Raw genomic sequence first — 21,030 nt, 5'->3', positions numbered from 1 at the left:
CATGATTGCATCCTATCTCTTAAGTCTCATGCAAGTCCCGTTCCCGACGAGTACCGGGCATCTCAAGGCGAGCGGACTCGTCCATGTGATTCACACACAAGTTGTCATGACGCTTTTTTTCACACTCGATAGCCTTCTTGTCACCCGTTACTTTCCACAGCTAGCAGGAGATTATTCCGTTGCCTTACGATTCGGTCAACTGCTGTTGTTCGTCGCATTATCGCTCGCCCAACTGTTATTACCGCGCTTAAGCCAAAAAAGTCAGGATCAATCCTTTCTTCTCTGGGAGCGTCGCTTTTACAGAATCTTATTAGGCGGACTCGTTCTTGCTGTTTTGGTGTACTGGACGATCGTCCCTTATCTGATTCCGATGTTATTCGGAAGTGGTTACGACGCGGCAACTCATTACATCAAATATATGGTTTTCGTTTATGTCGGCATCACGTTGATTCAATACGAGGCACTCGTCCAGTTCTCGCTACACCGAACCGGCTACTTGAAAGGCTATTGGTTGATTCTGATTCTCTACATCCTTGTCTTGATCACCTTTCACTCGTCCGTCGAGACTTGGTTACTCGCGCAAGCAGGTGTCTTTTTACTCGGCGCCCTGATCTTACGTTTCACCTTACCCCGACACCCCCATTCAGCGAAGGAGGCGTAACATGAAACCCCATCTACTTTTTTTATCTTGGCGCGATATCAAACATCCGAAAGCGGGTGGCGCAGAAGTGTTCACCCACGAGATGCTCCGACGTGTCAGTGATGAGTACGAGATCACTCATTTTTCTCCAGCATTCGATGGCGGACACGATGTCGAGTATTTGGACGGAGTCACTTATATCCGGAGAGGTACCGCACTCTCCGTCGTTCCACTTGCCTTTTCTTATTACCAGTCGCATGCTGCGACGATTGATTTAGTCGTCGATCAGATGAACACGCATCACTTTTTCACACCCCTTTATGTTCCTGTAACAAAACGAGCCCTCTTCATCCATCAGTTGACGCGCGAAATTTGGCAAATCAATGTTCGTCCTCCGTTTTCATACATCGGCGAATGGACGGAGACACCACGTTTGCAGCTTTACCGGACTGGTCGCGCTTTAACTGTCAGCCAGTCAACAGCAGACGATTTACTTGCTGTCGGATTTTCCAAAGACGAGGTGACGATTTTACCAGAAGGTCTCTCTTTCACCCCCTGGAACGAGGAGGACTGGAAGCCAAAAGAAGCACACCCGACATTTTTATATGCCGGGAGGATGTCAGCCTATAAAGGGATCAATGATGCACTTCAAGCTTTCGTCATCGTCAAACGGGAGTATCCCGAGGCTCGTTTCTGGGTCATCGGGAAAAAAGACGAGGCGTATATTACCGAACATCTTCATCCAATCGTCCCGGAAGAGATGCGAGACGCCATCACTTATTTTGGATTCGTCAGTGAGGAAGAAAAGCTCGAACGGATGAGTCGTGCGACGGCGCTCCTGTTTCCTTCAAAACGAGAAGGTTGGGGATTGACGGTCAGCGAAGCGGCGGCAGTCGGTACACCGACGATTGTCTATGACGCCCCTGGACTGCGTGACGCCGTCCAGTACGGTATGACCGGTTACATGGCAAAGAGTCAGACACCGGGTGCCCTTGCTGCCGAGATGCGGGCTTGCTTACGTGACCCAGAAGAATACGAAATGATTCAGGCAGCTGGTCATCGTTTTGCTCAGACGTTACATTGGGATCACACAGGTCAAGCGTTCAGAAACTGGTTACAACGTAAATTGATACCCGTTGCACTGAAGGAGGATTATTCATGATTGGAATTGCTATGTCCACGTACGAGAACGAAGCGATCATAACGGAAACGATCCGCTCACTTCAGACACAACACGCCTCTTTCCTTTGTGTCATCGCAGATGATGGTTCGACTGATTCCACCGTCGAGACGATGCGTCGATTGACCGCAAATGATACGCGATTTGAAGTACTTGCGCTTCCGCACGGTGAACGAGGGATCGCCCGCAAGACTGCGATTGATCGCTTAAAGCAACACAATGTCGAATACCTCTATATCATTGATTCCGATATGGTACTTGAAGAGCAGTTATTAAAAAGCTGCCTCTTATATCTTGAGGCACATTTAGAGGTCGGAGCACTCGTCATTCCCGAACGCGCGTACAGCGATTTTGATAATTACTTCAGTCAAGTGAAGGTCTTTGAACGTAACTTGTTCAACATACCAACGAATCAACTTGATACACATACGATGGTAGCCGCGCGTTTTTGGCGGCTCGAGGCGTATATCGCATCGGGTGAGCTTGATCCGACGCAAATCAGTTTCGAAGAGACGAAACCGACGATTCGTTATTTGGAACAAGGTGGAATCATTCGTCGCGCGACGTTCACCTACGTACACCACAACGAAAAGCAGGTCGAATTAAACGACCTGCTTCGAAAGAAACGCTATTACTTTGATGTCATGCCTGCGACGCTCGACGCGGAACAGGGTGGCTTCATGAAAGCCTTACGACGTTGGTATTTCTTCCGTCCCGTTCTCTATCATCAGGCTAATTTACGAAAGTACAGCCGTCATCCGCTGTTGACCGTTGGCGTCATCTACATGTACTTACGTCTTAGCTTCATTGGCGTAGAGTCTCTCTTCTTCAAACGGGTTTCGTAAGACTGCCGGTCAGCGATTGATAAAGGATGTACGTGCCGAACTGTGTCGGGAATTCGAAGCGATGAATACCGTTCTGGTCTTCTAGAATCTGTTCATGATGATCAATCATTAGGGCACGTTGGCTGACGATTGATCCATCTTCGTAAAATAGACAATATGGACGATTTGAATTGATTATCACATCGGTAAAATGTTGCCCCAGGTTCCGTTTACGTTGTTTCGTTTCCACGACCTCATCTCCGATGCGGGTCATGATCCCAAGAACCCGTTCGTCAATCTTCAACGGTTTCGTCATCATCCGACTGACGTTGCCCGCATTGACGGCAGCAAGCAATGTATGAACTTGCATGTAGTCCGTCAAGACGATTTGTTTCGTCAACGGTGCACGTTGTTTAGCGGCACGTAATAACTCAACACCATCCATTTCCGGAAGTCGAAGTTCCGTCAGTAAAACATCGACGTCGGATGATGCGAGGTGTGACAGTGCTTCTTCTCCTGAACCTGCCTCCTGTACGTCTTGTCCCGCTGCTTCCAATTTCCGTCGTAAAATGTGTCGTGTCGGTTCATGTGAGTCAACTAATAGATAAAGTGCCATATGCTATCGCCTCCGTTTTAAAAAGAAAGGATGGTCGTCAATGTATATTCTCTTACTATCAGGTGGGTCCGGAAAACGGCTTTGGCCGCTCTCAAACGATTTAAACTCGAAACAGTTCTTAAAGATTCTTGAAGATCGCGATGGTAATAAACAGTCCATGATGGAACGTGTTTTTCAACAGCTTCAGGAAGTAGGTCTGGACGATCGGACCGTCATTACAACGACGAGTTCACAAGTCAATGCAATCGAAAATCAACTCGGCTTCCGTACTTCCATCATTCAGGAACCGTCACGTCGCGATACGTTCCCTGCCATCATGCTCGCAACGAGTTATCTAGCAGAGCGAATCGATTCAGAAGAGACGGTCGTCATCATGCCGGTCGATCCTTACGTTGAATTGTCGTTCTTTGAGCGATTCGAGCAACTCGATCAAGCTGTTCAAGCACATCCGGATGCACTCCATCTAATGGGTGTCGAACCGTTGCATCCGACGTCAAAGTACGGCTATATCATTCCGCAGACATCTGAAAACATGTCTATCGTCGATCGCTTCCAGGAAAAACCGACCGTTGAAGTCGCGGCTGATTTAATTGAACAAGGTGCATTATGGAACTGTGGTGTCTTTGCCTGTCGCCTTGACTTCTTAATGCAATGTTTAGAAGAACAAGCTGTACCGACGACGTTCGAGGCGCTCCGTTCGAATTATGAGGCACTAGAAAAGACATCTTTTGATTATGCGGTCGTCGAAAAGACCGATTCCTTATTCGTTCACCGGTATGATGGTTACTGGAAAGATCTCGGAACATGGAATACATTAACGGAAGAGATGCCGCATCCGCTTCATGGAAACGCCCGGATGCTCCATTCGAAAAATACGCATATCGTCAATGAATTGCAGGTTCCGGTCCTTGGAATCGGACTCGATAACTTAATCGTGTCGGTGAGTCCAGATGGTGTCCTCGTTGCGTCCAAAGACGAGACACCTGCCTTAAAAGAATATTTGACGGATGATACCTTGCCACCACAATTTGAATGGAAACGCTGGGGCTATGCGACGATTTTATATCAACAGCAACTAGAGGACGGACGTTATGCTGTGACCCGACGGCTTCATATCAAGGCACATCAGCAAATCAGTCATCATTATCATGCGCATACCGACTCGACATGGAGCATCTTACAAGGTCGGGCAGAAGCACTAATCGATGGTCAGTCACAGCAGCTCGGACCGACTTCCGTCGTGCATATTCCACAAGGTGTTCCGCATACGCTGACCACACTAGAAGACTTGATCATGATTGAAATTAAATACTCGATCGATTGGACAGAGCAGGATAACTATCCGCTCCCTACCTCCATCCGGTCCAAACCATAATGTTAGAAAGGGCACCTTCTGTTGGTGCCCTTTCGTCTGCTTTAGTCTAAAAACACCTCACTCGTCACGAACGTCACGGATCCAGATATTTCGTAACCCCCCGATCGACGCGGTATAAAGAATTGGTTTCCTTTCTGTAAAGGAATCACGCGATTCCCTTGTCGCGCTTCTCCTTGACCATCAATGACAGTCAATAAACGAAAGACCGGATGATCATGCAATGCGTACCGACCGCTCACTTCATGACGAATGACCGTGAAGGAAGGCACCTGCAGCAGCTTCGTCATGACGCCCCCCTCCTTGACGATCGTCTCTGATTGGTTCGTCCACGGCTCATCTGGAATCGTTGTGACAGCAATCGCCTTCTCAACGTGTAATTCTCGCGGTTTCCCGTCATCTCCTAATCTGTCGTAATCATATAGTCGGTACGTCCGATCGCTCATCTGTTGAATCTCAAGAAGAACGACGCCTGGTCCTAAAGCGTGGATCGTACCACTCGGAATGTAATAGAACTCGCCAGGTTTCACTTTTTGATGGCGAAGTGACGTCTCCCAGTCCTTTTCTTGCGCGCACCGCAATAATGCATCTCGTGATTGTAGATTGTGACCGAGAATGATCTCTACCTCTGGTGCAGCCTCTAAGATATACCAGCATTCGTTCTTGCCGTACGGTTCTCCTTCAAGACGTCGTGCCTCCTCATCATTCGGGTGAACTTGTACCGATAAGTAGGCGGACGAATCTAGCAATTTTACATGTAGCGGGAACGCATCGAGCAGATAATCACCGAACAGTTCTGTCCGCTTCGTTCGCCATAGTTCAACTAGCGTCTTTCCTTGATCAGGTCCATCTAAGAAGTGCGTCCGACCACTCGCATGGGCGGATGCTGTCCAACATTCTCCAATTTGTCCTTCTGGTAACTCAAACTGAAACAACGCCTCTAAACGTCGACCGCCCCAAATTCGTTCTTTGAAAATTGGTTGAATGGCATACATATCGACGCGGACTCCCGATAGACTAGGAGCGACGCTTCACCTCCATCTATACGTTTGGTTACCTCTTTATACTCATTTTTATGTCTATATTATCCAAATAAAACAGATTGAATCATAAAAAAACCAACTCTTAGTGCATCACTAGGAGTTGGTTTTCGCATAGTTTGCAAGCCCTTTTATTGTTCGAGGTACTCGATGATCGTCTGCGGATCCACGCGTTTCGTATAATCCGATGAGACTTCTGCGAAACGAATCACACCATCCGTATCAATGATGAACGTCGCCGGTTTCGGTAACTGCCAATCCTCATTTCCGTTGTGCTTCGCTACATCAAGTCCCGATGCTTTGTAAATCTCAATCAAATAATCTGGCAGGTCGAACACCAAATCAAATTGACGGGATACATGTAAATCAACGTCACTTAAAACAGGGAAACTTAACGCATTCTTGTTTGCCGTCTGTTCAGCAAAATCAGGTGTCTCCGGACTAATTGCAACGACGGTCGCTCCCTGAGCGCGGATTCGATTGATTTCCCGTTCGTACGCGCGAAGCTCGAGATTGCAATACGGACACCAGCCGCCCCGGTAGAACGTCAAGATGACAGGACCTTGCTCGAGTAATGTCTCGATCGCCACAGGCTTGCCGGATACATCAGGTAACGTGAAGTGTGGAATTGTATCACCAACATCTAGACCTTTAGCGATACCGGAAGCAGCCAGCTCAGCTGTCGCTTCCGCCATCAACCGTTGTTTCTCAGCAGGTGCCTTTTGTCGGAATTCCGATTGATACTGTTTGATTTCTTCGAGTAATCGTGTCATATGTTCTCCCCCTTTATTGCTGTATAGAATAACAGGGAGATTACTCGTTTGTCTCTTCTGACGACTCTTCTGCCTTCTTCCGGAATCGTTTGACAAACCCCATCAGTTGTTCCGGCGTCAGCTCGAGCTTATTCTCATAGACATATTTCGTTCCGTATCCGAGTGCAAGAGTAGCGGTCGAAGCGACTCCCGCTGCAATGACGGCACCATACCCTGGAACTAACTTTGCTATTTGCCGAAAAGCAGTCTTTCCGGAGTTTCCGACAATTGTCACGACAAGCAACTCCTTGGCACTCTCTTTGGATAACTGTCGTTCATACAGATTCGATAACTTGAGCATCAAGCCGATTTGAATTGAAGTCAACGGAATGATATCAGCTCCCGGGAACGGGACGGCACCGATCGCACCAGCGGCTGTTCCGGCACCCACAATCCAGTTGTTGGCGATCTTGCCTCGAACGGTCGGATCCATCTGACGAACGAACACATTATCCTTGTCGAACTTTTTTAAGATATCGAGGACCTCCCGACGGAGCCGATCAATGTTCGTTCCTTCTCGTGCTGATACGGGAATGATTTTGGGTCCTGGTAGTTTTTCTGCAATATGCTGAACGATCGTGTCGACATCATCCGTCGCATCCATCTTCGTAACGACGATCAAGACATTTTGGTTATGTTGATAAATCTTACGGAAATTCTTCGTCTCCGTTTCGGATAAGACAGTACCTGCCGCATTTAAAAAGTAAAGGATGACATCGGCACTTTGATAGTACGTCCACGTCGCTTCCGAGTTCTGTGTATTGGCATCATTTAATCCCGGTGTATCGACGAAGATGACTTTATCTTCCGGATGCTGCCTGACTTGATCGATCCGGACCGTTTCACCCGGGCGCGCTCCGACCGTTGCGACTTCACGACCAAGAATCGCGTTCAAGGTCGAGGATTTTCCTGCATTGACGTCTCCGATCAGAGCAACTGTCACGTCCTGCTCCAACGATTGATTAAAATCCCGTCGCTCCGATTCAAATGACTGATCAAAGATTTCCTCCAGTTTGCGTTTCCGCTTTTGTTGATTGGTCTCAAGTCCTTCACCAAAAAAATCATCCATCGTGATCCCTCCCCCTTCTTTTGCTGTCTGTCTTTTCCCGTTATCTATTGATTTCAATACAAAACAGGCAAGTGAACCTCTTGTCCACTTGCCTGTTTTTAAAGATATGTGCTGCGTCGCTCGAGCAACACCGTATCGCGCCATCTGCCTCCGAGCCGACCGATTCGCTCCCGTCGACCGACTTCCCGAAAATTAAAACGTTCATGAAGGCGAAGACTCGCTTGATTTTCCGGAAAGACTTGCGATTGTAAGGTCCAGATTCCGGCTGCTTCACTTGCTTGAATGACGTCTTCCATCAAGCGTGTGCCGACACCTTTACCACGTGCTTCTTCCGCGACGTAGAGACTGATTTCAGCGACACCGGCGTATGCCGGAATCGAAGAGAATGGACTTAACGCGACCCAACCGAGCAGTTGCTCGTCTTCCATCGCAACAAGGCGGCTGTGTTCGTGGTGATGACGCGTCCATTCTTCGTACGGTAATGCTTCTGTGCGGAACGTCGCGTTCTCCGTCTTTATTCCTTGTTCGTAGATCCGAACGACTTCTGGATAATCGTCCGCTATCATTTGACGTACTTTCATCTCATCAGACTCCTTTGTTGCTCACATGCTGATTCTAGTTCGACAGCATGTCAGGAGTCTCCTGTTTAATCGACGGTGAACGGGATTGGTTTCAAGTCGATTGGTGTGTTCGTCACGGTGTTGGAATAGCCGGTTTGTAGATAGAAGTCATCGATTGCATCTATTTGTGACGCCGATAACGTGAACGTCGCCCGTAGTAGCTTTTGTTTCGTATCGATGACTTCAACAGTCGGTTTAATTTCACGACCATCCGGTGGTTCGTTTCCTTGAATCAGGAACATACTGTTTTTAACATCCAATTTGATATCTGAATTTTTTTGATCCGAGTTCGTCAAGAAGTCAACATGTACGTGAGAACCGGACGTCTCTACCTGTTGAATTGTCATCTTCAGCGGATGATGCGCATCTTGTTGCGTATAAGGGAAAGATGTCTTCTTTAATGACAGCCAATGTGTCTTCGGTGAAAGACGTAATGAAGGATGCAACGTATAGGAACCGGATGGAATAACATAATTTCCGAATCGGATCCGCGAGACATCCGTTCGTTGCGACCCGCTGACCGAACTACTTACTAACGATGTTCCGACTGACCAGTTTTTGATGATTTCTTTCCCTTTATCATCAAATAGAGCCAGTTCTAGCCAATACCGATCTGCTTTCGGATAAACCGCCGTATAATCAAACGTCGTACTTGCCTGTCCTTTTGTCATCTGTTTCAACGTGACATCGACCGCATAATCAGGATTCTTCACCGTCGTATTAAACGTCTGCTCAATTGCTTGCAATCGTTTAACCGGAACCTCGAATTGCCAGTTTCCGTCTAGACCAAACATTTCCGAAATCACGAGTGGCACCTTCATGGAATCACTTAATTTCTGCAAGCCGACATCATACTCGATTCGTGCTTTCCATACCTTACCGTCCTGTTTGAAATATGCCAGTTCTTGATTTTCAGTACCTTCGAATCGTTTATCCCCTTTGAACACTTCATAAAATGCAGCTCGTTTCGTTTCATTGACGTCTGGGACACCAGTTGCCGTCAGGTTCATCCCGATCGTCGTACCATCATAGTAGGCGTCGACGACCTTAATCGTAATGCCTTGATCGGTTACCGTCTGATCAATTGCTGTCGCGAGCTGTTTCTTCTCAATTTCCGTACCGACTGTGCCCTGTTCTGTAAAGGGACGATACAACCCACCAATCAATGGAACATGCGACATCGCAGAAGCAAACGGTGGAACGATGAACGTCGTCACGAATAGTGAGGCAGCAAGACCCGCAATGGCGACGTACTGTTTCCGACGAGGACGTACGTGCTGTCGTTCCGCTACACCTTGCGTGATCCCTTGACGAATCCGTTCCTGCAAAGCATTCGTCGGGACAGTAATTTTTTCATAGTCACTCCGTAGATCGTGCTGTGCCATAATCCATTCCTCCTAACTGTATTTTCAACTCTTCGCGTCCTCGCTTTAAGTACGTCTTGACTGTATTGAGGGTAATACCGATGAAGCTCGCGATTTCTTTCATCGGAATATCATGAAAATAAAAGAGAACTAAGACGTCCCGGTATTCTTTTCGGAGATGTGATAAAGCGTGCACGAGATCGAGGTGTTCGTCTCTGGATTGGTCTTCCTGCACCGGAACATGAAGTAAGATGTCATCAGTTGGTTGTTGTTTCTCAAGCACACGATAACAATTGCGGATCAGGATTTTCGTGATCCACGTTACGAAATGTTTCGGTTCCTTCACTTGTTCGATCGAGATGAACGCTTTATAAACTGTCTCTTGTACGACGTCTAAGGCATCGTGTTCGTTCTTCACATAAAGATATGCTGTTCGGTAAAGTTGTTCGCTATGTAGGAGCACCAATTGCTCAAATGCCGCTTCATCGTGCTTCATCGCACGGCGGACGTGTGTCGTGTGCTCGTTTCGTAAGTCCATCGTGTTCCCTCCCTTTACTTATTAGAGCATGACGAGTCATAAAAAGTTTCAAAAAATATCCAAAAGAAAAGGACTCTTGCGTTTCAAGAGTCCCTCCATCCTTTAAATGTCTAATCGCACTGCCATTTCCCGACCGAATCGATCCCCTTGGTCGATGAAGCCGAGACTCGCATACAGACGGTGTGCCGTTTGATTATCCGGTTGATAGCCGACGACGATTCGTTTTGCTGCAGGTAACGCGCGCATCTCGTCAATCACGGCTTGCATCGCTAATCGTCCGATCCCGTTCCCTTGCTGCGCTTGATCGATCATGATGCGGTAAATCCAGTAGCCGTCGAGTTCTTCTAGTTCCGTGTTGTACATCACAAAACCAACGACGGTTTCATCTGCAATGATCGCCCGAAGGACAAGACTAGGTTCGAACTTCGCTTGCGCGATCGGGTAGACGTTCGCTTCCATGAAGTCTTGCTGTTCTGCTGTCAGTGTCAGCTCACAACACGCTTCCCAGTTCTCTGCTGTTACTGGTACAAGTTGAATCATGTTCATTTCCCCTTTTAGTTAGACGGGAGTTCCCTCCAGCGTCTGTTGATCACATCGTTGCACAGTGATCGCCCCCTCTCCTTCTCTTTCCTATCGGCTGACTCGCTTCATTATTGAAGGACTGCTGCCTTTTCAAGAACCGCAGGAAGTTCGGCTAACGAAGTAATCGTAAACGTCGGCTTGATATCCGTCGCTGGTTTTCCTTCCGGATTAAACCAACACGTTGCGATACCAGCTTGATTGCCACCTGCGATGTCAGCTGACAAGGAATCCCCGACGATGATTGTTCGCGTCGGATCGAATTGCGGAATCCGCGCAAACACATGATTGAAAAATCCTGCCATCGGTTTTTGAAAACCTGTCTCTTCTGAAACGAAAATCCCTTCAAAGAAATCTGTTAATCCAGCGCCATCGAGCCGTGCGCGTTGCGTCTTCGAAATACCGTTCGTGACGACGTACATCGTGACGTTTCCGGTTAGCTGCTCAAGTAGCGCCGTCGCACCCGGAATCAATTCTGTTCCTTGTGCGAGATAGCCGCGATATGTTTCGTCAACTTCTCGTCCGTCGACTTCTCGTCCTTCTTCCGCGAAGAATGTCACGAACCGTGAGTGAATGACTTCCTCACGTGTCACCTCACCTCGTTCGAGTGCTTTCCAAAGTGCTTGATTGAGTGTTTTATAGCGCGTTTCTCGCTCGCCCGTCCACTGCAACTCTTGTTGCTCGAGCAGGTGGCGAAAGGCAATCCGTTCCGTTGCTTCAAAATCGAGTAATGTATGGTCAATATCGAATAATACCGTCGTGTAAAACATATTCAAGCTCCTTTTCGTACGTGTTGTACAGTCGTTGTTTTCCCGCCCAGTTGAAATAACAGCACGCCGCCACCAATCAATAGGACACCGAGTGCTTTCGTCCACGTAAACGGAACGGTCTGTAAACCAAACCAGCCGAGCGTATCCCAGAGTAAGGCAAACAGGATTTGCGATACCATGACGATCGAAATCGCTCGACTCGGTCCGAGTTGTTGAACGCCTTGCGTCACACAGAGGACGACACCGACACCAATGATTCCGCTGAACCAAAACCAGGTTTGTGCCTCTTTTAGTGCAAATAGTTGTGCTCCTTCGACGATCAGACCAATCGTTAGTGAAGCGAGGAATCCGAGTCCAAGGACTAGCGTTGTCGTCGCCCAAGCACCGACGTGTTCTTTGACTTTTGCGTTAAATGTATTTTGAATACAGACGAGCATGCCCCCACAAAGGGCAAGGATGATTCCCGTAACCATGTCGCACCTCCTTCATTCGTAAATGCTTTCTCCGACTCGCTCCATCAATCCGTCTCGATCAATGATCTCAATCGTATGTTGCGTCCGGCGGATCAACCCATCGTCGACGAACTGGCGTAAGACACGATTGACATGACGGTAACTCGTCCCGATCAAATCTGCTGCATCGACGAGTTCCTTACTCGCAAAAGCATCCGTATTAGGTGTCATCGACAGCAAATAACTGGCTAGCCGGACTTCGACCGGGTACAACAGATTGAAGCTGAGCGTATGTGATTTCAATTCAAACTTTTTCGTGATCGTCTCGAGTAAAAATAATAGAAAGGCAGAATGATGAACACGTGCTTCTTCCAAATCCGGATAAGCGATCCGTAAGACGGTCACTGGTGTCACGGCCTCGACCGTGTTCATCAAATCAATCTTTCGGACGAACTCAATATCGCCGACGAGATCAAACGGATGCTTGAAGGACAACACGAGACGTTTTCCCGTTGCCGACATATGCGTGATCTTCAGTTTCCCTTCGACGAGCAGGTAGAGTTCATGCGCAACATCGCCTTGTCGGCATAAAGCCTCGCCCGGTGCGAACGTCTGGATGTGCATCACCTTGCGTAGCGATCCATCAAAGACATGCGTTAACTGATACCGTTCCAAATAACTCACAATGTCCGTCACTTCTTCTCCTCCTTAGCTCTTTAAGATGAAGATGCCTGCGACCATCATCAAGATGCCGATGATCTGCGGTCCCCGCAGTCGACGTTTCATGACGCCGAACCAGCCTCTTCCGTCAATCCATAGTGCCAGCGCTAATTGCGCCAATAAAAAGAGCGAAATCGTCAAAGTCACGCCCATCCGGTGGACAGCCGTCATGTTGCTGAATAATATGATCGCTGCAAAGGCACCCCCCGCCAAATAAAGCGGTTTGACACGTCGCATCGCTGAAAAACTACGATCCCGTAAGACGATCGCTAAGAGGATCGCAACGATGAACCCAGTCATCTGAGTGATTGTCGCCGCTTGCCACGTCCCGATCGTTTGACTGATCCGGGCATTGGCAACACTTTGGAGCGTTAAGAAAAAGCCACCAGCAATCGCAAATAAGACACCACGCATGTACATACTCCTCTCCTATTCCATGATACTTTCATTTAACGAGAGTCCTTCTGATTTGAACAGGACATTTGTCCTGAGAACGCGTCAAGATGTAAAAAAGGATGAACGATATCTAACTCGTTCATCCTTTCATCCAGTTCAAACAAAATTCTAAATCCAGTTGAAGGTGCGCCTTCATCAATCGCTCCGCTTCTTCTGGTTGATGATTCAGAATCGCTTGATAGATCTCATCATGTTCTTCAATCAAGAGTGGTCGTTTGTGGTGGACAACGGTCTTACGGAATAGATAGATGATGGATTGCATCCGATCGATGATATCAATCATCACCGGGTTGTTCGTTGCCCCGACGATCACATCGTGAAATTCCTTGTTCGCCGCCATCACTTCTTCGAGTTCGCCCGTTCTACCGATTTCGACACACTGCTTCAACTTTTCTAAATCGGCTTCTCGCATATATGTCGCACAATGACTGGCTGCGAAACCTTCAAGCAACATCCGGACTTGAAAGATGTGTCGCAAATCCATGTCGCTCGGATTGACGACACGTTTTTCCCTAATCAATCCTTCTTGCTCCAGTTTTCGAATCGAATCTCTGACGGGAGTACGGCTAATTCCCATTTCCTCAGCTAGACGCTCTTCGACTAACTTCGTTCCACGTTCCAGTTCTCCGTTTAAGATGCGATCCCGGATGTATTCATATGCCTGAACATATGCTAATTGCGTCGTTTTCTTCCCCACAGCCATCGTCTCCTACATTCGAATTTCTTCTAGTTCAAAGTATAAGTTTAATATTGGGAATTGGAAAGAAACATATTTTTGTATACATTTTTAAATAAATTGTATACAAAAATGAACTTAGTGTGTACAATTCGGTTAAAGACTTTATGAAAGCGCTATCTTTTTATAAAAAGGAGTTTGATCAAATGAATACACGCGTTGGATTTATTGGTTTAGGCATCATGGGAAAACCGATGGCCTTGAATATACTAAAAGCCGGTTATGACGTCACGGTGAATGATTTAAATACCGAAAGTGTCGAGACACTCGTTCAAGCGGGTGCGGTATTCGGAACACCTGCTGATATGGGAGCGACGTGTGATGTCATCATCACGATGCTACCGGCTTCGCATCATGTCGAGCAAGTCGTCCTTGGAGAAAACGGTCTCTTACAAACGGCTACAGCTGGAACGATTTTGATTGATATGAGTTCGATTTCCCCTGTCGCCTCGGTCGAGATTGCACAACAAGCAGCACTACGCGGAGTCGAGATGCTCGACGCACCCGTCAGTGGTGGAGAACCGAAAGCAATCGACGGGACGCTTTCCATCATGGTCGGCGGGAAAGACGACGTCTTTGAAACCGTCCGACCACTCCTTGAAGTCGTCGGTGCAAGCGTCACGCTCGTCGGCAAAAACGGGAGCGGTGTGACAGCTAAACTTGCCAATCAAATCATCGTTAACTTAAATATCGCTGCCATGTCCGAGGCATTGACGCTCGCTGCGAAAGCAGGCATCGATGTGGAGAAGATGTATCAAGCTATCCGCGGCGGTCTTGCTGGTAGTGCCGTGCTTGATGCGAAAGTACCATTGATTCTAGAGCGAAACTTCGTTGCCGGTGGACGCATCGATATCAACTTAAAAGATATGACGAACGTCATGGAAACCGCGCATGAGATTGGTGTTCCTTTACCCCTCTCTAGCCAACTCGTTGAAATTTTCCATGCATTGAAAATTGATGGGAAAGCTGCAGATGATCACGGCGGCATCATTCAGTACTACGAAAAATTAGCACATGTTGAAGTAAGGAAGGTGTAAATAATGATCTCGACATTCCCGACATTACCAAGTAAAACGACACTTAACCAATTACCGTCTTTACCGGATGCAGCAGTAGTCGATGAATTGTTAGTTGAAGCCTTACATCAGTTTCCTCATAAAATCATCGTTCTCGACGATGATCCAACAGGTGTGCAGACCGTCCATGGCGTCTCTGTCTATACTGACTGGACGAGCGAAAGTATCGAGGCCGGATTCAACGAAGACCCGTCAATGTTTTTTATTTTGACGAATTCTCGTGGGTTTACGCGTGAAGAAACACGACAAGTCCACGAAGATATCGCGGCTACCGTCCAAGCCGTTTCCGATCAACGGAATCAGCCGTTTATTTTAATTAGTCGTGGTGATTCGACGTTACGTGGGCATTATCCGCTCGAAACAGATGTCTTACGCCAAACTCTCGAACAACAGTCCAGTGGTCACTTCGACGGTGAAATCCTGATGCCATTCTTCCAAGAAGGTGGTCGTTTTACGATTGACGATGTCCATTATGTGCTTGAAGACGACACACTCGTACCAGCAGGACAAACGGAGTTCGCAAAGGACCGGACGTTCGGTTATTCCGCTTCGCATCTTGGAGAATGGGCAGAGGAAAAATCAGATGGAGCTTTTCCGGCAGATGCCGTCATTTCCTTATCACTGGATGATTTACGACGGGTTCGTCTCGACTCACTCGTGGCACAACTGATGAACGCTCAAGATTTCAATAAAATCATCATCAATGCGACGGATTATCTCGACGTCAAGGTCGCGACGATCGCCCTGATTCGCGCGATGAATGCAGGAAAACGATTTTTATTCCGGACGGCCGCGGCCTTTACGAAAGTCATTGGTGGAATCAATCAGCGCCCCCTCCTGACAAGAGAAGAACTCGTGTCCGATACGACGTCTGGCGGTTTGATCATGGTTGGATCACATGTCCAAAAAACGACAGAGCAACTTGCGGAATTAAAAACGTGTGACTTCATTCATTTCATTGAGTTTGATGTCCATCTTGTCCTGTCTCCTGATCAATTCGAACAAGAAATCGATCGAATCATCACGACGGCGGAACAATTGATTACGTCTGGACAGACAGTTGCCGTCTATACGAGACGAGAACGTCTCGACCTAGGAGAGAATCAACAAGAGAATGAATTAAAGCTATCCGTAAAAATTTCTGACGCTGTGACAAGCATCGTCACCCGTTTGCATGTACGTCCAAGCTACATCATCGCTAAAGGCGGAATCACGTCGAGTGATATCGGGACGACAGGTCTGAAAGTCAAACGAGCAACTGTTGCCGGTCAAGTCAAACCGGGCATTCCGGTTTGGAAAACAGGAGCCGAAAGTAAGTTCCCCGGACTGACATACGTCATCTTCCCAGGGAATGTCGGTTCGAAGACGACGCTAAAAGAAGTCGCAGAGTTACTTCACATTTGATATTTTTGTAAGCGTATACAAGAGGTGAGTCATCACCTCAGCGGAATTCATGATATGAAGGAGAGATCTTGATGGTTACGGGTAATTTATTGGTCGTCATTTTTATTCTGTCTCTAGCTCTACTGTTCTTTTCCATCTTAAAGCTTAAAATCGAACCGTTTCTGGCACTTGTAGCGATCTCCATCTTGACGGCTTTAGCCATCGGGATGCCTGTCAAAGAAGTCGCCTCCGTCGTCACGACTGGTTTCGGGAACACACTCGCGGGTGTTGGTATCCTGATTGGTCTTGGTGTCATCTTTGGTCAGTTTCTTGGTGCATCGGGTGCTGTCGAAAAGATTGCCCAAGCTGTCTTGAATGTGTTCGGACCTAAAAAATCCTCTGCCGGCCTTGCCCTGACCGGAACAGCGGTTTCCATTCCTGTCTTTTTTGATGCAGCTTTCGTCATCTTAAGTGGATTAATTCGTTCGCTCTCTTCTAAAACAGGCATCTCCGTCGTTAGTTTCGTTACGGCACTCGGTGTCGGTCTAATCGTCTCGCATAACATGATTGCCCCGACACCTGGACCACTCGTCGTCGCAGAAAATACAGGATCAGAGCTCGGCTTCTTCATTCTGTATGGTATCATCGTCGCCATTCCAGCTACTCTCGTTGGTGGTTACCTGTACGGTATGTTCATCGGAAAACGAATTAAGCATTCTGGCGATATCGAAGAACTCTCGATCGACCCAGCGGATTTACCAAAGAAAGAAATCGGCACAGGGCTTAGCTTCTTTATGTTAGCTCTCCCCATCGTCTTGATCTTATTGAATACGGTCTCTCAACTGCTATTTCCCGGAACTTCGGTTGCGACGTTCTTTGGATTCATCGGTGAGAAAAACGTTGCCTTATTGATTAGTGTCTTTGCTGCTGTCATCTTATTACGCCCATACATCGCAATCCCGAACGCACGCTTATACTCGGAAGCGATCAGTTCAGCTGGAATCATCATCTTGATTACCGGAGCCGGTGGTGCCTTTGGTGCCGTCATCAATAATAGTGGCATCGGGGATCATCTCATTACGACGATGCAAAACTGGAGCATCCCGGTTCTCTTGCTGGCATTCATCTTTTCGCAAATCCTCCGGGCCTCACTTGGATCAGCGACGGTCGCCCTCGTCACGACATCGAGTATTCTCGGTCCGATGGTCGGAGAATTAGGTGTGTCTCCCATTCTTCTTGGTCTAGCGATTTGTGCTGGTGGGATTGGACTTTCTTTACCCAACGATTCAGGTTTTTGGGTCGTCAACCGGTTTGGTAAATTGACGATTCCCCAAACACTTCTTGCTTGGACGGGCGGTGGCTTTATCGCTGGTTTAACAGCGCTCGCTACGGTCTTCCTCTTAAGTCTATTCACAGGGATTTTACCTGGACTCTAACTAAAAAATGCCACCGATGACGTTCATCGGTGGCATTTTTGTTCATTCGTTTTCCAATCGTTTAATCGCTTCATCCAGCTGTTCCTGATCTTCTTCCGATAACTTCGGATATTGCGGATCAATTTCTTTCAGAACGTCATTCATGACTTCGGTGACGATATAGCGGGAATACCATTCGTCATCTGCCGGCAAGATGTACCACGGTGCATACGATGTCGATGTCGCCGAGACGAGCTCAGCAAAAATCTCATGGTATTCATCCCAGTGCTTACGTTCCTCAATATCACTGAACGAGAATTCGAAGTTTTTCGTTGGATCCTTCAGACGCGTCAACAACCGTTGCCGTTGCTCCTCTTTTGAGACATGGAACAAGAACTTGACGACCCAGAAGCCGTTCTCGACGAGATAGCGCTCAAAGTCATTAATTTGACGGTAGCGCATCTGCCAGACGTCTCCATCATCCGGCTTTTCTTCCTCCTCGAGCAAATCATGGATTCGTGGCGCAATGACTTCCTCATAATAGGAACGGTTCAAGATACCGACTTCCCCTTTTTCCGGTAGTCCTTCATGGATCCGCCATAGATAGTCGTGTTTTTGCTCCGTATCCGACGGTTTTTTGACAGAAATCGTTCGGAGTCCTTGTGCGTTCAAGTTAGAAAAGATGTAGCTGATTGCCTCATCCTTCCCTGCTGCATCAATTGCTTGCAGGATGACGAGGACGCCGTTCTTCTCTTCGGCATGCAAACGCCAGTGTAACTCTTGTAACGTCTCGACACTTTTCGGAATTCGCTTCTCTCGCAATTCTGCTTCCGAAATTTTATGTTCTTCTGATGTCGGGTAATTCGAAAACGAGACTTGCTCGCCTTCCTTAACACGATAGGATGACAGTTTCATGGTAGGGCTCCTCCTTTAATTGCTTCTAAAGGGGATTTACCCTACTCACTCCTCCTGAAAACGTTCAGATGAACTTATCTTTTCGAAAGAAGACGAACTCCCTCTTCTAGTGTCGTTACCGGACGACCCAGTAATGCTTCAAAATCCGTACTTTCCACTGCCAGAGTTCCTGCTGCGATATCTGCCTGGATACCAGTCAGCATTGGAATCAAGAAATCCGGTAAGCCAGCTGCTTGCATCCGCTCGCCATAGGTCGCGCCATCTACTTCATCTAAAGCGACCGGTCGGTCAAGCACTGTTCCGACTGCAGTCGCGAGTTCTGCTTGTGTATGCAACGGACCTGATAGTTCATAAATTGCTTTTGGATTTTCAAGCGTCAGTCCCGTCGCAATCGCTAGCGCATACTCATCTTGTAACGCCCATCCGACTTTGCCTTCACCTGCTGCCGTTAACCAGTCTGCGCCTTGTGCGACGGCCTCAATCGTTCCGAGTTCATTTTCGAGATACCAGTTGTTACGGAAAAAGACATACGGGATATTTGTCGCTTGAATCGCCTCTTCTGTGACCCGATGTGTTCGCGCAAGTCCGTTCGTGCTGTGTGCCGCATTGGCGATGCTCGTATAGCCGATCAGTTTGACGCCTGCTTCTTTTGCTGCCGTGACAGCGGCTTGGTGTTGCCGGATCCGCGTGCTCTCTTCACCGTCTGTCGAGATGATCAGCAGACGGTCGATGCCTTGAAATGCTTGTCCGAGTGTTTCCGGCTGATCGAAATCACCGTGTCGAACGTCGATTCCTTGCGCCGTAAGGCTTGCCGCTTTTTCGACGTCGCGGACACTAACCGCTACATGTTCATTGCCGACTTGCTCACTAAGATGCTGCACGATCCGTGTACCTAATTTTCCAGTCGCTCCTGTAATTAACCATTTCATGATAAAACCACTCCTTTGAAGTTTGATGTTGTTCTTCATGATACGCCAGGTGATACACTAAAAAAAGTAGGCACTTATCTGAAACTAGGTCCTTCAAAACGAACCAATGGGAGAGGATAAACGTGGCTGTATTCGATTCAACGACCAATCAACGGACGGCTTGTCCGGTCACTCGGGTCCAACAGATGGTAGCTGGCAAATGGAAGATCATCTTGCTGTGGCACCTGACACATGGGACACATCGTTTTCATGAACTGCAACAATTAACAGGCATCTCTAAGGGAACATTGACGCGTCAGCTTCGTGAGCTCGAGGCGGACGGTTTGATTCAACGACACGTCTTTGGCGAAGTTCCTCCTCGCGTTGAATATTCACTGACGGATGCCGGACATAGTTTTTTACCGATTCTTGACCAAATGGCAGCTTGGAGTGAGCAACACTTTCAGGGGGAATGATCGTGAGTAACAAAAAAACATGCGCTTCTTCTTGATTCAGAAAAGAAGTGCATGTTTTTGACTATTCCGTCGCTGTCACCGTCTGACGTAAGTGGGTGTCGATGGCTTCAGCGACACGTAATCCAGAGATGACAGCACTCTCGACGCGCGTCCGCCCTGACGCATCATCGGCTTCAAGGAACGCATCACCAGCAAGCCAAAGCGGATGTGCCGCTAGTTTTAAGTATGGTGTCCGGTAAACCGCGCGCGCCTGAGCATAACGCCAACGTTTGAGCTGACGCGAAACAATCGTCACCGGTCCGAGTTGCTGTTGTAACAGACGCTCGACTTCAGCGAGTGTCTCTTCTTCCGGACGCTCGTACCAGTCTTCACTGAAGCGGGCTGTCATATAGACGCTCAGGAGTGTCGTCTTCGAAATCTGCTTTTCGGCATTATTGACGAGCTTCAACATTCCATCGACGAGTTGTTCATCTTGTAGACCGACTTCTCCGATCGTGAGTCGCTCTTCGATTTCAAACAGACCAACGAATGTCGGCTCGAACGTCACCTGACGCAACTGCTCATGATCGTCCTCTCCGAGTGTCAGATCGGAAGCCTGCAACAGTTCATATGCTTGCGGCACAGGCGCCGTCACGAGTAACGCGTCATACGTACCTTGATGATCTGTCGCTCGTGTGACGAGTTCGTCCTCCGTTGCCATAATATGCGTGACCTGTTCATTCAACTGAACGGGAATTCCTCGACCAATCGCTTGTACGAGTTGATTCATGCCGTTCGTTGCGACATAGCGTGGAAAATCCGTTCCGAACCACTTACGAACCCATCCCTTCTCAAGCCAGTCGTCGACTTCACGTTCCAACTCTTCCGTCCGAACCGTGAAGAAGACGGCCCCATGATCCGCTGTTCCTTCATCAACACGACGAGTCGCCATTCGCCCCCCGACGCTCTGACTTTTTTCGATGATTTCAACAGTATGTCCTGCCGCCTGTAATTGACGTGCCGCAAAGATCCCGGCGAGTCCACCACCGATGATTCCGATTCGTTTTCCTGTCATCTTGCTTCCCCCTCA

At 47.9% G+C, this 21,030-nt stretch carries 24 protein-coding genes; 8 read left to right on the top strand and 16 right to left on the bottom strand.

Annotated elements, in window-relative coordinates; all coding sequences use genetic code 11:
* Position 1: 1 nt before the first annotated feature.
* From L985_RS01160 to L985_RS01150, 3 genes are read left to right on the top strand one after another with little or no spacing between them, the layout of a single operon-like run.
* The gene (locus L985_RS01160; protein ID WP_156772480.1) at positions 2-661 is read left to right on the top strand and encodes a polysaccharide biosynthesis protein; all 660 of its coding nucleotides are present in this window, start codon (positions 2-4) and stop codon (positions 659-661) included.
* A gap of 1 nt (position 662) precedes the next feature.
* Complete coding sequence (locus L985_RS01155; RefSeq protein ID WP_047392031.1) at positions 663-1,802, top strand: glycosyltransferase family 4 protein; 1,140 nt, start codon at positions 663-665, stop codon at positions 1,800-1,802.
* Positions 1,799-2,665, top strand: a complete 867-nt coding sequence (locus L985_RS01150) for a glycosyltransferase family 2 protein (RefSeq protein ID WP_047392034.1) — start codon at positions 1,799-1,801, stop codon at positions 2,663-2,665. The genes L985_RS01155 and L985_RS01150 overlap by 4 nt, the downstream gene beginning before the upstream one ends.
* Here L985_RS01150 and L985_RS01145 read toward each other — a convergent pair.
* The gene (locus L985_RS01145; protein WP_052169411.1) at positions 2,649-3,260 is read right to left on the bottom strand and encodes a response regulator; all 612 of its coding nucleotides are present in this window, start codon (positions 3,258-3,260) and stop codon (positions 2,649-2,651) included. The genes L985_RS01150 and L985_RS01145 overlap by 17 nt on opposite strands.
* A 40-nt stretch (positions 3,261-3,300) precedes the next feature.
* Between L985_RS01145 and L985_RS01140 the strand changes: the two genes are divergently transcribed.
* Entirely contained in the window at positions 3,301-4,635 is a 1,335-nt protein-coding gene (locus tag L985_RS01140) for a sugar phosphate nucleotidyltransferase (protein ID WP_052169412.1), read from the top strand.
* A 41-nt stretch (positions 4,636-4,676) separates the two neighbouring features.
* Here L985_RS01140 and manA read toward each other — a convergent pair whose 3' ends face one another.
* From manA to L985_RS01080, 12 genes are all read right to left on the bottom strand, one after another.
* Positions 4,677-5,627: a mannose-6-phosphate isomerase, class I gene (gene manA / locus L985_RS01135; RefSeq protein WP_047392041.1), complete on the bottom strand. Its 951-nt coding sequence runs from the start codon at positions 5,625-5,627 to the stop codon at positions 4,677-4,679.
* A gap of 176 nt (positions 5,628-5,803) precedes the next feature.
* Complete coding sequence (locus L985_RS01130) at positions 5,804-6,445, bottom strand: peroxiredoxin-like family protein (protein WP_047392045.1); 642 nt, start codon at positions 6,443-6,445, stop codon at positions 5,804-5,806.
* Between the two features lie 40 nt (positions 6,446-6,485).
* Positions 6,486-7,553, bottom strand: a complete 1,068-nt coding sequence (locus tag L985_RS01125) for a YcjF family protein (protein WP_029343131.1) — start codon at positions 7,551-7,553, stop codon at positions 6,486-6,488.
* Positions 7,554-7,651: 98 nt separating this feature from the next.
* Entirely contained in the window at positions 7,652-8,134 is a 483-nt protein-coding gene (locus L985_RS01120) for a GNAT family N-acetyltransferase (protein ID WP_047392049.1), read from the bottom strand.
* A gap of 65 nt (positions 8,135-8,199) precedes the next feature.
* Positions 8,200-9,558, bottom strand: coding sequence for a DUF4179 domain-containing protein (locus tag L985_RS01115; RefSeq protein WP_047392052.1), 1,359 nt, complete (start codon positions 9,556-9,558; stop codon positions 8,200-8,202).
* Complete coding sequence (locus tag L985_RS01110; RefSeq protein ID WP_047392056.1) at positions 9,533-10,075, bottom strand: sigma-70 family RNA polymerase sigma factor; 543 nt, start codon at positions 10,073-10,075, stop codon at positions 9,533-9,535. The genes L985_RS01115 and L985_RS01110 overlap by 26 nt, the downstream gene beginning before the upstream one ends.
* 102 nt (positions 10,076-10,177) lie before the next feature.
* Positions 10,178-10,615: a GNAT family N-acetyltransferase gene (locus L985_RS01105; protein WP_047392060.1), complete on the bottom strand. Its 438-nt coding sequence runs from the start codon at positions 10,613-10,615 to the stop codon at positions 10,178-10,180.
* A gap of 110 nt (positions 10,616-10,725) precedes the next feature.
* Positions 10,726-11,424 (bottom strand): YjjG family noncanonical pyrimidine nucleotidase, encoded by a 699-nt coding sequence (locus tag L985_RS01100; RefSeq protein WP_047392065.1) that lies wholly within the window; start codon positions 11,422-11,424, stop codon positions 10,726-10,728.
* A 2-nt stretch (positions 11,425-11,426) separates the two neighbouring features.
* Positions 11,427-11,897, bottom strand: coding sequence for a DMT family transporter (locus L985_RS01095; protein WP_047392068.1), 471 nt, complete (start codon positions 11,895-11,897; stop codon positions 11,427-11,429).
* A gap of 12 nt (positions 11,898-11,909) precedes the next feature.
* Entirely contained in the window at positions 11,910-12,572 is a 663-nt protein-coding gene (locus L985_RS01090; RefSeq protein ID WP_029343126.1) for a Crp/Fnr family transcriptional regulator, read from the bottom strand.
* Between the two features lie 12 nt (positions 12,573-12,584).
* The gene (locus tag L985_RS01085; protein WP_023466686.1) at positions 12,585-13,010 is read right to left on the bottom strand and encodes a DMT family transporter; all 426 of its coding nucleotides are present in this window, start codon (positions 13,008-13,010) and stop codon (positions 12,585-12,587) included.
* A 121-nt stretch (positions 13,011-13,131) separates the two neighbouring features.
* Positions 13,132-13,749 (bottom strand): GntR family transcriptional regulator, encoded by a 618-nt coding sequence (locus tag L985_RS01080; RefSeq protein ID WP_047392071.1) that lies wholly within the window; start codon positions 13,747-13,749, stop codon positions 13,132-13,134.
* A 185-nt stretch (positions 13,750-13,934) separates the two neighbouring features.
* On the opposite strand from L985_RS01080, the gene garR reads away from it, so the two are divergent.
* The 3 genes from garR to L985_RS01065 all read left to right on the top strand — a co-directional run bounded on the left by garR (position 13,935) and on the right by L985_RS01065 (position 17,683).
* Positions 13,935-14,825, top strand: coding sequence for a 2-hydroxy-3-oxopropionate reductase (gene garR / locus L985_RS01075; RefSeq protein ID WP_047392074.1), 891 nt, complete (start codon positions 13,935-13,937; stop codon positions 14,823-14,825).
* A 3-nt stretch (positions 14,826-14,828) separates the two neighbouring features.
* Entirely contained in the window at positions 14,829-16,268 is a 1,440-nt protein-coding gene (locus L985_RS01070) for a four-carbon acid sugar kinase family protein (RefSeq protein WP_047392077.1), read from the top strand.
* Between the two features lie 71 nt (positions 16,269-16,339).
* Positions 16,340-17,683: a GntP family permease gene (locus L985_RS01065; protein ID WP_047392081.1), complete on the top strand. Its 1,344-nt coding sequence runs from the start codon at positions 16,340-16,342 to the stop codon at positions 17,681-17,683.
* A 42-nt stretch (positions 17,684-17,725) separates the two neighbouring features.
* On the opposite strand, the gene L985_RS01060 is transcribed toward L985_RS01065, so the two are convergent.
* Positions 17,726-18,577 (bottom strand): PPK2 family polyphosphate kinase, encoded by an 852-nt coding sequence (locus L985_RS01060; protein ID WP_047392085.1) that lies wholly within the window; start codon positions 18,575-18,577, stop codon positions 17,726-17,728.
* A gap of 74 nt (positions 18,578-18,651) precedes the next feature.
* On the bottom strand, positions 18,652-19,506 hold the full coding sequence (locus L985_RS01055; protein WP_047392089.1) for an SDR family oxidoreductase: 855 nt from the start codon (positions 19,504-19,506) through the stop codon (positions 18,652-18,654).
* Positions 19,507-19,628: 122 nt separating this feature from the next.
* Between L985_RS01055 and L985_RS01050 the strand changes: the two genes are divergently transcribed.
* A complete protein-coding gene (locus L985_RS01050) occupies positions 19,629-19,961 on the top strand; it encodes a winged helix-turn-helix transcriptional regulator (RefSeq protein ID WP_023466681.1) in 333 nt (110 codons plus the stop codon).
* Positions 19,962-20,022: 61 nt separating this feature from the next.
* Here L985_RS01050 and L985_RS01045 read toward each other — a convergent pair whose 3' ends face one another.
* A complete protein-coding gene (locus L985_RS01045; protein WP_047392098.1) occupies positions 20,023-21,015 on the bottom strand; it encodes an NAD(P)/FAD-dependent oxidoreductase in 993 nt (330 codons plus the stop codon).
* Between the last annotated feature and the right edge of the window lie 15 nt (positions 21,016-21,030).

This window comes from Exiguobacterium sp. ZWU0009 (assembly GCF_000798935.2).
Classification (GTDB): Bacteria; Bacillota; Bacilli; order Exiguobacteriales; family Exiguobacteriaceae; genus Exiguobacterium_A; species Exiguobacterium_A acetylicum.
The sequence above is the reverse complement of the archived record's forward strand: the minus strand, read 5'-3'. Positions and strand labels throughout refer to the sequence as shown.